General features: G+C 51.1%; 13 protein-coding genes and 1 pseudogene. 6 read left to right on the top strand and 8 right to left on the bottom strand.

Annotated features, from left to right (window positions below):
- Positions 1–5 precede the first annotated feature (5 nt).
- Positions 6–305 carry a metal-sensing transcriptional repressor gene (locus JQF37_RS05745; RefSeq protein ID WP_017341657.1) on the bottom strand — a complete coding sequence of 100 codons (300 nt, stop codon included), beginning with the start codon at positions 303–305 and terminating at the stop codon, positions 6–8.
- A 513-nt stretch (positions 306–818) separates the two neighbouring features.
- Here JQF37_RS05745 and JQF37_RS05740 point away from each other — a divergent pair.
- Both JQF37_RS05740 and JQF37_RS05735 read left to right on the top strand, forming a co-directional pair.
- Entirely contained in the window at positions 819–1,556 is a 738-nt protein-coding gene (locus JQF37_RS05740; RefSeq protein ID WP_052909679.1) for a HupE/UreJ family protein, read from the top strand.
- A 12-nt stretch (positions 1,557–1,568) separates the two neighbouring features.
- Entirely contained in the window at positions 1,569–2,210 is a 642-nt protein-coding gene (locus JQF37_RS05735; RefSeq protein ID WP_031319193.1) for a hypothetical protein, read from the top strand.
- Positions 2,211–2,475: 265 nt separating this feature from the next.
- Here JQF37_RS05735 and JQF37_RS05730 read toward each other — a convergent pair.
- The 5 genes and pseudogenes from JQF37_RS05730 to JQF37_RS05710 all read right to left on the bottom strand — a co-directional run.
- Positions 2,476–2,899, bottom strand: a pseudogene (locus JQF37_RS05730) (KUP/HAK/KT family potassium transporter); the annotation flags it as partial.
- A 145-nt stretch (positions 2,900–3,044) separates the two neighbouring features.
- Positions 3,045–4,370 (bottom strand): OprD family porin, encoded by a 1,326-nt coding sequence (locus tag JQF37_RS05725; RefSeq protein ID WP_017341661.1) that lies wholly within the window; start codon positions 4,368–4,370, stop codon positions 3,045–3,047.
- A gap of 216 nt (positions 4,371–4,586) precedes the next feature.
- Entirely contained in the window at positions 4,587–4,919 is a 333-nt protein-coding gene (locus JQF37_RS05720) for a DUF2790 domain-containing protein (RefSeq protein WP_017341662.1), read from the bottom strand.
- A 317-nt stretch (positions 4,920–5,236) separates the two neighbouring features.
- Positions 5,237–6,499, bottom strand: coding sequence for a hypothetical protein (locus JQF37_RS05715; protein WP_017341663.1), 1,263 nt, complete (start codon positions 6,497–6,499; stop codon positions 5,237–5,239).
- Between the two features lie 2 nt (positions 6,500–6,501).
- Positions 6,502–6,699, bottom strand: a complete 198-nt coding sequence (locus JQF37_RS05710; protein ID WP_223272654.1) for a hypothetical protein — start codon at positions 6,697–6,699, stop codon at positions 6,502–6,504.
- Positions 6,700–6,712: 13 nt separating this feature from the next.
- On the opposite strand from JQF37_RS05710, the gene JQF37_RS05705 reads away from it, so the two are divergent.
- The 4 genes from JQF37_RS05705 to JQF37_RS05690 all read left to right on the top strand — a co-directional run bounded on the left by JQF37_RS05705 (position 6,713) and on the right by JQF37_RS05690 (position 10,603).
- A complete protein-coding gene (locus JQF37_RS05705) occupies positions 6,713–8,443 on the top strand; it encodes a heavy metal translocating P-type ATPase (protein ID WP_235992747.1) in 1,731 nt (576 codons plus the stop codon).
- 30 nt (positions 8,444–8,473) lie between these two features.
- On the top strand, positions 8,474–8,920 hold the full coding sequence (locus JQF37_RS31795) for a zf-TFIIB domain-containing protein (RefSeq protein ID WP_321197510.1): 447 nt from the start codon (positions 8,474–8,476) through the stop codon (positions 8,918–8,920).
- Positions 8,921–9,101: 181 nt separating this feature from the next.
- Positions 9,102–10,016: a cation diffusion facilitator family transporter gene (locus JQF37_RS05695; protein WP_017341666.1), complete on the top strand. Its 915-nt coding sequence runs from the start codon at positions 9,102–9,104 to the stop codon at positions 10,014–10,016.
- A 176-nt stretch (positions 10,017–10,192) separates the two neighbouring features.
- On the top strand, positions 10,193–10,603 hold the full coding sequence (locus JQF37_RS05690; protein ID WP_130205472.1) for a RimK/LysX family protein: 411 nt from the start codon (positions 10,193–10,195) through the stop codon (positions 10,601–10,603).
- Between the two features lie 247 nt (positions 10,604–10,850).
- Here JQF37_RS05690 and JQF37_RS05685 read toward each other — a convergent pair whose 3' ends face one another.
- Together JQF37_RS05685 and JQF37_RS05680 are read right to left on the bottom strand one after the other, a co-directional pair.
- Positions 10,851–12,551 carry a phosphoethanolamine--lipid A transferase gene (locus JQF37_RS05685; protein ID WP_204149564.1) on the bottom strand — a complete coding sequence of 567 codons (1,701 nt, stop codon included), beginning with the start codon at positions 12,549–12,551 and terminating at the stop codon, positions 10,851–10,853.
- Between the two features lie 194 nt (positions 12,552–12,745).
- A complete protein-coding gene (locus tag JQF37_RS05680) occupies positions 12,746–13,054 on the bottom strand; it encodes a hypothetical protein (RefSeq protein WP_130205470.1) in 309 nt (102 codons plus the stop codon).
- Positions 13,055–13,299: the final 245 nt, after the last annotated feature.

Raw genomic sequence — 13,299 nt, 5'->3', positions numbered from 1 at the left:
CAGACCTAGAGGTACTTGGTGATTTGTTTGAAAGCTTCTAGCGGTGCACGCTCGCCATTGCCCAACGCCGAAACAGTGTCTTCCAGGCAGTGATCGATGTGATCCTGAATGAGCGTGCGCTTGGCTTGGCACACCGCTTTTTCAACAGCATGTAACTGCTGAGCAATGTCCACGCACTCACGACCCTCTTCGATCATCGTGATGATGCCGCGTAAATGGCCGTCCGCCCGCTTGAGCCGCTTGATGATTGCTTCATGACTTTGGTGGGTATGCGCATGGCTGTGTTCGTGTTCTTGCTCACTCATGACTTGAGCCTCAGGCCTCAATGAATTACGCTGGCATCCTATCCCCCCTAGGGGGATGCGGTCAAACGCATCAAAGCCCCACAAAACGAGTTGAAACCCGAACACTATGTTCAGCAGAACACTGACAATGACGGTGGTAATCGCACTTGCTCTCGCCATGTTTGTGGCTTGGGCAGGGCATACCTATACGTTGTCGGTGACATCGAAACAGCCAGCCTGGGAGATTGCACAAGACGCCCATCACTCCCATGAGCAGCAGGCAGAGATGTCGCGTGCGAGCTACTCGGATCACTACCACTCACCGTTGACCCCTGACCATCAGCACGAAACACCTCAGCTCACGTCCGCGTTAAGTTTGGCTGCACAGCCGAAGCTGTCTATACGAGTTGATGCGCGCCGATATTCCGTTCCTCGTCCGCCGATTTTCTTGATCGAGCGTCCACCCCGTCCCCCGTTCGCATCCTGACCATGGCCGCTCTGCGGCCTTTGATCCCTGCAACGTAGGATTGATCTATGCATTCGCACTCGATGAGCGGCGTTGTCGCATTCACTGCGCCATCGCACCGCCCGCTACTGCTGTTGTTTTTACTTGTCGCTACACTTTTCGTCGGGATGCCCGAGGCGATGGCTCACGCCGTCGCGGAAGGTGACAAGGGCTTCATCCAAGAAAGTTCCGGCGTCATGTTGCTGCCCTTCATCTACATGGGCGCCAAGCACATGATGACGGGCTACGACCACCTGCTGTTTCTGTTCGGGGTGATCTTCTTCCTCTATCGCCTGAAAGACGTGGGGCTCTACGTCACGCTGTTCGCTGTAGGGCACTCGGTCACGCTGCTGCTTGGCGTACTTACAGAGGTCAGCATCAGCTCGTACATCATCGACGCCATCATCGGCTTCTCGGTGGTGTACAAGGCGCTTGATAACCTGGATGCATTCCAGCGCTGGTTCGGTTTCCAACCCAACACCAAGGTGGCCACGCTGATCTTCGGCCTGCTCCATGGATTCGGGCTGGCCACTAAGATCCAGGAGTACGAAATCTCGCCTGATGGCCTGATTCCGAACTTGATCGCCTTCAACGTCGGCGTCGAGATCGGCCAATTGCTGGCCCTTAGCGCGATTCTCATTTTGATGGGGTATTGGCGGCGCACCGGCAGTTTCTGGCGTCACGCCTATACCGCCAACGTTGCCATGATGAGTGCCGGTTTCCTGCTGATGGGTTACCAGATCACCGGCCTGTTTGTCTCCGCGTAAGGAATTCTGACCATGTTCAATACTCCGCTTCCCACTGTTAATGAATTGCCCAGCACTCGCAAACTGCTACGTTCGACTGTTCTTGCAATATTGGTTGCTGCGGGACTTCTGGTAACAGTCGTAATGCCCTCGGAATACGCCATTGATCCGACAGGTGTAGGCCGAACACTGGGCCTTACCCAGATGGGCGAATTGAAGATCATCCTTGCCCAAGAGGCTTTAGCGGACGCAGATCCGCCGCAAGCATCGGCTCCGGAGCCGGCTCCGCAAATTGCAGCAGTTAAACCCGAAGTGCAATCTGCGGTTCAACCTGTGGCGAAGTCCAATCTAGCCCTGAAAAAAGATCAACTAACCATCACGCTGAAGCCTGGTGAAGGGAAAGAAATCAAGCTGGAAGTGCTGAAAAACAGAACCGTCAACTATGAATGGACAACGGTTGGTGGGCCTGTGAACTACGACACCCATGGCGAGCCCTACAACGGTGAAAAGGGTTACTTCCACAGCTACAACAAGGGCAAGCAGGTCAAAAGTGATAAAGGTGAATTCATCGCTATTTTTGACGGCACCCATGGTTGGTTTTGGCGTAATCGCAGCAACAGCGACGTGACCATCTCACTGAGAACGGCCGGCGATTACTTGAGCATCAAACAGTAATCCGAAGCCGCGATGGCTGTTCTATTGCCGAAAATGCAGCGCTCAGCCTAGATAAAGACCATTTATCTCATCCATTTTTTGAAAAGTCATTCCATGAAAACCCCAGCAACGCTGATTCGTTCGATGCTCCTGATCTGCTTTCTTGGCCTGATGACCGCATGCGGTGGCGGTGAGAAAGGAACAACATCCGAGAGCGCTGAGCACGGACACTCACACGAGTAACACCCTGAATAAAACAAGGCCGCATTTGCGGCCTTGTTTGTTTCTATATCGCAACCTGCGTACCCAGTTCGATCAGTCGGTTCAGCGGCAAATTAAAGTATTTGAGGTTGCTGTTGACGTTCTTCAGTAAAAAAGTGAACAAGCTTTCTCGCCAACGAGCCATCCCCATACGCTTGATCGGGATAACCGTCACGCGGCTAAAGAAGTAGGTGGAATGCATCGTGCAGAAATCCAGCTCTTTCATGTGTCAGAGACTCAAGGCTGCGGCTACGTCACGCTCCTCGATAAAGCCAAAGTGCAGGCTAACCCGGCAAATCCTTTACCTTAAGCCTAGACCTCAAACCGCCGATCATCTGGCACGCGCGGCCGTCCTCAGACGCCACAGTTAGCAACACCACCTGCTCGTGCAGAACCTGTTTCTGCAATTGATTGTGCGAGAGCCCATGAGGGGCAGCATCAGATCTGGAATAATGGCCGGAACATACCAACAGTTATATCAATACACAAAAAAAGGCGCCACTCGGGCGCCTAAGCCGTCTCCAAAACCAAAGGAGAAACAAAGAGACGGGGGTGTATCTGGTAATGGGGCCTAATGCCGATGGCTAGCGCCCGTTAAAGGAGTTGCAGCGGGTATTCGACAATCAGTCGGACCTCGTCCAAATCAGATTCGAAATCCGTGGCTCGTGTCGTTGCCTGGCGAACACGTAGAGACATGTCCTTCAGAGAACCTGACTGGATGACGTACTTAGCCTCGATGTCTCGTTCCCAACGCTTTTGATCCTGCAGTGGGGCGCCATCCGCTCCACGACGCATGTACACGCTGTTCGCGTTGGAATAGTCCGCATCCCAACCCTTAGCGTAGCGGGTCATGAAGCTGAGACCGGGGATGCCGAAAGCCTGCATATCTAGATCGTAGCGCAGCTGCAAGGATTCCTCTTTCGGTGAGTTGAAATCGCTGTACTGAATAGAGTTATCCAAGAAAATTGAGTCGGATTGGCGAAGGTAGTCAAAGTCGTCGTTACCATTATTGCGCTGGTACCCAACGGTCACGGTGTGCGCTCCGAATTTGACCCCGGTCTTGCCGCTCCAGATGTTGTTATCGAAGCTTCCCAGAAGTTTTTTACCCTCATCAACCGCTCGGTAGTAATTAAAGCCACCGATTAGCGATACGCTGTCTGAGAGCGGATAGCTCAATGTGGTGCCTGCGTAATACTGGTTCCACACATCCTTGAATTGGCTGGTGTAAAGACTCACACCTACGTGCTCATTGACTGTGTAATCGCCCCCTAGATAAGCGATCCACGGAGCATCTACCGCACCAGCGTAGAAAGTCGAAAAGCCGTCACGCATGCCACTGGAATTGGGTTGGCTCATCGCATGCAGTCGACCACCCTGAAGGGTCAGGTCTTTGATGCTGGTATTGGTAAACGTTGCACCACGAAAACTCTCAGGGAGGAGTCGAGAATCGCCATAGGCCACGACAGGCGTCGATGGAAATACGTCCCCTACCTTGACGACTGTATCCAGGAAACGCACTTTTGCGGCCCCGCCTACTTTTGAGTAGGAGTCTTCAGGTTGGCCTTTGCTATTGTGCGGCAAGACATCGACTGAGCTACGAGCTCCCGAGCGACCATCACCTGAATCGAGCTTGAGGCCTTCCATTGCAAACGCGTCAATGCCGAAGCCTACGGTACCTTGAGTAAAGCCTGATTCGAACCGGCCAATGATGCCATGAGCCCATTCGGCTGAGTACCCATTTCCCGTGGGGCTTGACTGGCCCTTTCGATAATCACGATTGAGATAGAGATTCCGATTGAGAATACTAAAGGTGCTCCCCTCAATGAATCCTTCAGGTCTTTGCTCAACAGCCACTGCAACTTGCGCCATGCTCATGCTAAGGGCAATGAGAGAAAGACCATAAATGCTTTTATTGTTCATTTAACACTCCAGGCTTTAGCTTGGCAGAGTTTCTTTATGAAATTTTTTATAGTTATAAAAAGCCACCAGCACGTGAGGATTTCTCCTACGTGCCGGCAGACATAATTTCATACAATAGATAACTCCAGCGTGACCTGAAAATTACTTCTATGTCAGCGAACAGTAAGCAGGCTCAAAACATACCGAACAACTTGGCGCAGTTATGGCCAACGCTAACTAGCTTCCGTGAGGGCAGTTAGTACCCATAACCTTGTATTCCAGGGTGTTAAGCTTGCCCGCCGAATCTTCATAGGTCATGCGCGAAGGGGCTACGCCACAGCTTTTATTGGCTTGAGTGGTACTGATTACCTTCTGGACATCGAGGTTCATTCCATATTCATAATGGACGACTTCAGGTGTCGTCTTTCCGTTTTCTAAGGCGTACTGCTCCATCGCCTTCTGGTTCTCTTGCATCATTCGACCATAAACACGGTCACCACCTCCTTCAGCCATGGCCAAAGAAGACATCGTCAAGATGGAAACGGCAAAAAAAACTTTTAGTGATTTCATGATTTTCTCCTAGTGTTCACTTACTTCTGACTAGAGGATAACCAGTGATGCCTTTCAGAAAGCTGCCGCGAATATTACATATGCGTAAGGTGTTCCACAGTACACGTGAGCTCGACTATTAGAAATTTAACTTATTGGCGGAGTAGGCTGAATACGTCAGATAAGGCATTAGGGACCAACTCGAGCTCCTCATGAAGCACCCAAGATTTTTATTAAAGATACATCTCCTCTATATCATTGACAGCTGCTTGGACTGCTCCAGATGGATGAGTCGTTTGAGCGCAGTAAGATGAGACGAAGAACGTGTTAAAAAAGCCTCATGGGCTGAGAATATTAGGGGCTACGTTGAGTACCGAAAACACCATCGCTAGGATAGCCTTTAACAGCCATAAGAAATCGTCCCAGTATTTTATCGCGGCTAGCAGCAAAGCACCGACGATTGGAAGCAGGGACAACCCCTTCAGCAACCGAAAGGTCCTGGTGAGGGTTCGGCCTTGCTTGTCGACTTGATCGATGGTGATCCTGAGCAGCCCCTGAAGTTTAGGGGGATATGTTTTTATCTTGTCCTTGAAATCATCGAAAATGACATTGAAGCTGTGTAGGAGGCGCTCCGTTTGCAGCATTTGGTTGTGAAGGATTGCAAGCAGAACCACAGAAACCACTGCCAACCCAAGGACAAGGATAAAACCTTCGAATCTTGAGGTTGTTTTCTCCAGCACGACCAAACCCGCTAGCGATATCGGCAGGGCGAGCATCTTGCCGGCGATGTCGCCCAGCACCCCGCTAAGCTTGGTGCCATAGTCGATTTCAGCTTGGGCCACCTCGCGCCGGGCCCGCTCAAACGAGAAGCTATAGACGTAGGTTTGCAGATTCGCGCGGTATGTGGCGAGGACCTCCCGCCACTCCCGCACGATCACCAAGAACAGATTGGGCTCGCTCTCAAACTTCTCTATGACGCTAGCCACCGCCATCCGAATCATTAATTTTCGTTCGGAGAGGTGTGCCTTATTTTCGTTTTTTCGATTGAGTATTTCTTCCAACAAGCTCAGGTGATTGAGCTCATAGTCAAGTACCTTGGCGTCAACCTGAGTAGGCAACAGAAATGTTCTCGGCGGCTTAGCCCCATCAGGAGGCAAGGCAAAGAAAAGATTAAAACCATCTTGGCTGCTGTCTTTGTCGACACCGATCGCTAGCAGTGCAAGCAGCTCGATCAACCGACATACGCGCCTGAGCGCCTTAATCGTCGGAGGTTCGGTGTCATCACTATCTGCCCAACAGAGCTCAACAATGTACACGTTGCTCGGAAATTGGCCCTTGCCCAATGAGCCATTGCGAGCGACAAACTCGCCTAGGTTCGCGTAGAAACGGCCAGACTCGTTCGATGGCAAGCGAAACTCAATATCGAGAGAGTCTGCTTCTTCAGAGCAATGCTCGAACTTGCCATAGGCTGCGGGCAGGCCATCGCACATTCGCAACGTACCGATAATGTCGGGCGTTGGCATCCCCTCATAGCGGATGACTCCGTCCTCAATGGGGGGCGCTCCAATGGCGCGGTAGAGAGCTACCACATTAGAAAACATTCTTAGCCGACCCTGGCCAGCAGTTCTTTCTCGATCACACCAACCAGTTCGGCAGTCAGATTGGACAGTGTCAAATTTTTCCGTCCCTCATCATAATAAACGTCTGCGGCCGGATCCTTACCTAACGCTCCACGCTCGAATTGCAACGACCAGTTAGCCGCGTCCCCCTTGATACGGGTCTTTGTTGCCGCTCTTTCCATTCTTAGCGCTGGCTTGCCTACCCTAAAAAAGGGTTGGATTGCGATTAAGAACTTTACTCTGAACATTTATTTTCTGATGTCGCTGGCTGTCGTTGGTGCTCTCGTCATTGGTAAGTGGCCTGAAGCTGCGATGGTGGTTTTCCTCTTCGCTATTGCTGAAGCTATCGAAGCACTTTCTTTGGAGCGAGCGCGTAACGCGATCAAGTCGCTAACTGCGTTGGCGCCGGAAACCGCCGAAGTAATGATTGACGGTGCCTGGAAAGATCAGCCCGTGGCGAGTGTGTTACTCGGTAGTCGTATTCGGGTTCGTACAGGTTCGCGAGTACCGTTGGATGCCAGCGTCGAGTCTGGTCGCGCTGCGCTTGATCAGGCCCCAATTACTGGCGAAAGCCTTCCAGTTGATAAGCAGGTCGGTGACCCGCTTTACGCAGGCAGTATCGTTACCGACGGAGTGGTTGAAGCGACTGTGACGGCCGTAGCAGGAGAAAGCACTCTTGCTCGTATCGCTGCGGCCATACAAGACGCGCAAGCTCAACGAGCCCCTACTCAACGGTTTGTAGATCAGTTTGCACGTTATTACACCCCGGCTGTAGTGGTTCTTGCCCTGTTGGTTGCTGCGTTAGGCCCCGTTCTGTTCGCTGGTACCTGGGGCGATTGGCTCTATCAGGCGCTGGTCCTCCTAGTCATCGCCTGCCCGTGTGCTTTGGTAGTTTCAACGCCAATTACCGTTGTCAGTGGACTTGCCGCGGCTGCCAAACATGGCATTTTGATTAAGGGCGGTGCATACCTCGAAAGCGGGCGACTTCTTAAAGTTGTGGCACTCGACAAAACCGGAACTTTGACCCAAGGCAAGCCGGTACTGACTGATACCGAGCCGTTTGGTGATCTACCCATCGAAATGGCTTTGAAGATCGCTGCGAGTCTCGACGACCACAGCACGCACCCAGTGGCAAAGGCGTTGGTCAACGGCTGGAAATTACAGCAACCAGACGTCGCTCCCTTTTCGGTTGAGGACTTCGGTGTACTCAACGGTCGTGGTGTCAAAGGCGTTATTGATGGTCAATTATGGCACTTGGGCAACCACCGCTTGGTTGAGGAGTTAGGTCTGTGTTCGCCTGCGCTTGAAGCCCGATTGTCGTTGCTCGAAAACGCAGGAAAAACAGTAATCGTGCTTTGCGCCGCCAGAGGTCCGGTGGCGATTTTTGCTGTGGCGGACACAGTAAGACCTGAAAGCATTGCAGCCGTAACTGCTCTGAAAGCATTGAATGTCGTACCGGTGATGCTCACGGGCGACAATCCTGCAACGGCCAAGTCCATCGCCGCGCAGCTCGGTATACAGGATGCACGCGGAAACTTGATGCCGGAGGATAAACAAGTCGCCGTCGCGGAACTCAAACGCCGCTTTGGTACTGTTGGCATGGTGGGCGATGGTGTGAACGATGCTCCAGCATTGGCGCAAGCCGACATTGGTTTTGCGATGGGGGCCGCAGGGACTGCCACAGCCCTTGAAACGGCTGATGTCGCCATCATGGATGACGACCCACGCAAGATTGCTGATTTTATTAGCCTGAGTCGTCGATGTGCCTCTGTTTTGAAGCAAAACATCGGACTGGCCTTGGGTATCAAAGTTGTATTTTTGGCGCTTGCATTGTCCGGCCACGCTACGTTGTGGATGGCTGTTTTCGCCGATATGGGAGCGAGCCTGCTGGTCGTATTCAACGGACTGCGGCTACTGCGTCGGTGATACGAAAGCTGCGACTTCGTCTTCAATTACATGCCCACACAAGGAAATCAAATCATGCAATGTCCGATCTGCAAAGATACTGCCCTCGTAATGACTGAGCGCCAAAGCATCGAAATTGATTATTGCCCTCAATGCCGTGGCGTTTGGCTCGACCGAGGTGAACTCGACAAGATCATCGAGCGCAGCCAACAACAGGAGGCCGTTAGGTTTCTTCCACAGAACCCAATTCCACCCGTACAGAATGCTCCTCCAGCAGTACAACCCGGTTACAGCCAGCATGGAGATAGCCAAGCTCATGGAGATCAGCGAGGAAGTCACGGTGGCGGTTGGAGAGAAGGTGGCCATCAGAGCAGTCATCAGAGCGGCCATCAAAGTCATGGTGGACATCAAAACCAGAGTGGGCATCAAAACCAGAGTGGGCATCAGGGGCAACAGTCGTACCGCAAAAAATCATTTTTGCAGGAGATGTTCGATTAAGGCTGCGATTTCGCGCTTTGATCGGGATATACCTCGAACCAGCACCAATTCTGAAATAGGGTGTTTCATGAGATGGAACCGTTTTGGGTATTAGCTGGTCTTTATATCCTGCAATCGACTCGTAGCAAGGGTGCTACCTGGGTGGTTGGAGTTTCAGCAAGCGGCGTTTGAGGAAAAGGTTATGAGTTCAGGACACAGTCACGGCCAAGTACGCGCCGGTCACGAAAAGTTGCTGTGGATCGCACTCACCCTGACGACAAGCTTTATGGTCGCGGAGGTCATTGGAGCTTTTGTCACCGGCAGCCTGGCCTTATTATCCGACGCGGCCCACATGCTGACGGACGTTGCGGCTTTGGCGATATCCTTGGTCGCTATTCATATAGCCAAGCGCTCTGCGGATAGGAAGCGGACCTTCGGGTACGCACGATTTGAAATACTTGCAGCCACCTTCAATGCGGTCTTGCTGTTTTTAGTCGCTATATACATCGTTTATGAAGCGTATCTGCGACTTAAAGTCCCGGCGGAAATCCAGTCGACTGGCATGTTGGTCATTGCGGTGTTCGGGCTCATCGTCAACCTTGTTTCAATGCGCCTACTGAGTGCTGCCAGTGGGGAAAGCCTCAATGTGAAGGGCGCTTATTTAGAGGTCTGGAGCGATATGGTGGGGTCTATTGGCGTCATCATCGCAGCTCTTTTGATCCGTTTCACCGGCTGGACTTGGGTTGATTCACTTGTCGCGGCTGGCATCGGGTTCTGGGTGCTGCCCAGGACTTGGTCATTGCTCAAGGAAAGCATGAACATATTGCTGCAAGGGGTTCCAGAGGGCATCGATATTGAAAAGGTAGAGGCAACGCTTTATGGCATTGAGGGGGTCAAGAATATCCACGATTTGCATATCTGGGCTTTGACCAGTGGTAAAAGTGTTATGAGCGTCCATCTTGTCGCTGACTCGGCTTCCCGCAGCGAGCAAGCTATCTTGGCTGAAGTAACCAGCCTTATGAGTGATAAGTTCCACATCAGCCATACTACCGTCCAAATGGAAGGATCTGATTTTCACGATCAACTGGCTGACGATCATGAGGGTATGGTCCACTAACTGAGTCGTGGTATTTATTTAAGCTGGATGAACGTTTATACGTCGCGATACAGATCAAAAGGGTCGATTAAAATGGTCAGAAATATTTTAAGTTATTCTGGGCTGGCTTTGTTTTTGGCTTTTGTTGCGCAGCCAGCTTTTCAACACCTGCTAATCCAGAAAGGGTATACGGGTGGATTGAGGAAGGAATACTTTTGCCAGAAAATATTGCTGTGAAAGTAAAGTTAGATACAGGTGCTCTTACATCCTCGATGGATGCGAAAGACTTAGAACGATTCCGTAAAAATGGAGAGGAATGGGTTCGTTTCAACGTTAAAGTAAAAGACACAAAAACTAAGAAGGTGAGTAACGCACTCTTCGAGCGACGCGTCGAAAGAAATGTAAAGGTTCGAGGCGCCGGTGGCGCTGAACATCGTCCAGTAGTCATGATGACGATGTGCATAGGTGATAAAATTTATAAGGAAGAGTTTTCACTGAGGGATCGAGGCGACATGAACTACCCCGTATTGATTGGTCGCAAAACTTTGGGGGTCTTGGGGGCGGTCGATGTTTCACGCACATTCACTAACGAACCAAACTGTAATTAAACACCTGAGTTATACATTTTATCTATACGTGCAAGGTGAATGTATTGAGAAAATAGCTCGGCAGAATTTTGCAGCTTTTTTGATGCTTGATGTGGCCGACTAAATAGTCTTAAAAAAAGCTCACCCGGATGCTGATTTTTAGGAAGAGTTAGAAGTGGCGCCATGCAACGATTAGTAGTTGCATGGCTTCTAATCAAAGTATGCTCATACTATAGGGTCATTTTAGATCTTTCTCGCGCAGCTCCACTTATTTCGGTGTTTTCATTGATTGACGCTCAAATGTCTGCGCGAGCTTTAACGGTGTTGACGCTTTGGACTGACAGGTACTGAACAGATCAAGATCGGGGCGATATGATGTAGTTTGAATACCCATCAACCCCAATATAGAATGGAATAAGTTATCATGGGACAGTGATACTCCGCGTTGTTCCTTCAGGCATTGAGGATCTAGGTTTTGACGCGACTGCATATCTTTGGAGATCCAGAGTACCATGGGGATACTAGTCTGCTCGCTGGGAGCCATGGCATAAGGAAGTCCATGCAAGTAAAGCCCATTCTCGCCGAGGGACTCACCGTGATCAGAGACATAAAGCATCGCCGTATCAAAACGTTCAGCGTTACGCTTTAGCAGGTCGATCGTTTGCCCAAGTACGTAGTCCGTATAACTGAGACTGTTATCATAGGCACTGACAATGCTTTCGCGCGTACAACGTTCGAGTTGGTTATTATTGCAAACGGGCCCGAATCGTTCGAACGCTGGTGGATAGCGTTTCGAGTAGGATGGGCCGTGACTGCCTTTCATGTGTAGCACCACGATTGAGTCCCGCTGCTGTTTATCCAAGTAGGCTTGTAAATCTTGCAATAAGACTTCGTCGTAACACTCGTCGGCTCTACATAATCCCAGCGTTTTTTGATTGTTCAATTTTTCATTTGGTACTCGGTCGCAAATGCCTTTGCAACCCGAGTTATTGTCTCTCCAAAGGACCGATACTCCGGCCCGCTGCAAAACGTCTAATAGTCCTTCTCTACGCAGCGCCATACCGTCTTTGTAGCCTTCTTTACCCACATCCAGGAACATGCAGGGTAAGGAAACGGCCGTAGCTGTTCCACATGAGCTGACATTGGTAAAACTTAAGACGCCACGCCTGGCCAATTCCGGATTGGTATCCCGGGTATAGCCATTGAGGGAGAAGTTAGCGGACCTAGCGGTTTCACCCACCATAAGTACCGTTAGCCGTGGTTTGCGTACACCAGCAGTAGCTTCTTCACGGCGGGCATCAGCACCAATGGTTTTTAATTCGGTGGGAACTGCTAGCTGGCGACGCGTATACCCATGGATTGCCGAAACCACATTCGACGGAACCAACATCAATCGGAGTTCGCGATGGTTACGCATCAGCGATGCATAGGATTGATAAAGCGTAAATACGATGACCGCCAAGCAGGTGAGCGCTACCGCCACACCCATCAATCGATGAGCAAGTGCGCGGGACCACGATCGTTGGATCAAACGGACTCGGGTAATAATCAACCCCGGTATAACACCAAAGCCCAGCATCCACAGCAGTAGTTCCCAGTTCAGCAGGTCCGTGGCCTCGGACCTGTCCGTCTGCATCACATTCGTTAGCATGCTGTAATCAATTACTATGCCATAGCTATTCATAAAGTAACTCGTTGCTGCCGCAACCAGCAGCACGATAGCTAACACAGGTTTTATCAAGCGTCCCCAGGCCATCACGCTGAGCAATACGTATAGCCAAATCAACACGAACCAAGGCAGGCTAAGCACGAATATGGTGTTTCCGTCCTGTAGGCCTCCCACGCCTTGCCAGACAGCTCGCCAAAATGGCCAGTTACTAAACAATAGAAGCCAGGTTGAAACTGCAAGAATTAACTGATTACTACCGAGGGTGATTTCCCAACTGCGAATTGGTACTTTGTTATTCATGGGTACTCCGGAATATCTCGACGTATCCAGGCGCGAACTGCCACCGGAGTGTCACTACGTTTTAGGTAAGAAAAAATCGCCAATGGCGCGGTGCAACTCGTGGATGCACCAGTGACCCTGAACGTTCTCGTCAGCTAGTTGGCGATCTGCGACTAGCCAAACCGCCAGACACCCCAAACTGATGAAAATCTTTTTCATGAGGTGCCCCCCCAAGTAAGCGACGTGGCTGTAGATCTGCTCGATTCGTCCTTGAACACCAGTAGTTGTGCTGAAGCGAAATACTGGGTGCGGGGCCGCGTAGACTTTGTTGCTCTGTTGGCCGTCGAGCGCTTGTCTACAGCGAGGCGGATTTCGTACCGCAGGCGTAGCTTGGTGACGTTGTGCAGATCACGAGACTGATAGGTGCGGCTGGCCGCCGACGAAATACTTTTTAGTTTGCGGCCGAAGGACAAAATCGGTGTTGAAGCGTCCACCAGGGTCAACCGCTTCCGGATGCTGGTCATCCTCGTTCCGCCAGACATTGCGAACTCTGAACTGAAATCAGACCTTGCTGTGCACGCATGACGCACACTTTCGGCGTCCGACGGAGCTTTACGTTGGTGGTGTTCGAATTTTCGCGGAAGGCTTTGGCATCCATTAGTACTGGATTAGGGATCAAATCAGTCTGTTGGTGCCCCGTTTGGACAGTTTGGATATCCCACTGGACATCTACGGGGCTTGGGTTATTGAGTAATGCGGTTTGGGGTTT

It is taken from the genome of Pseudomonas sp. MIL9 (assembly GCF_016887925.1).
GTDB lineage: Bacteria > Pseudomonadota > Gammaproteobacteria > Pseudomonadales > Pseudomonadaceae > Aquipseudomonas > Aquipseudomonas mohnii.
Note: the sequence above shows the minus strand (reverse complement) of the source record. Positions and strands in the feature narration are given on the sequence as shown.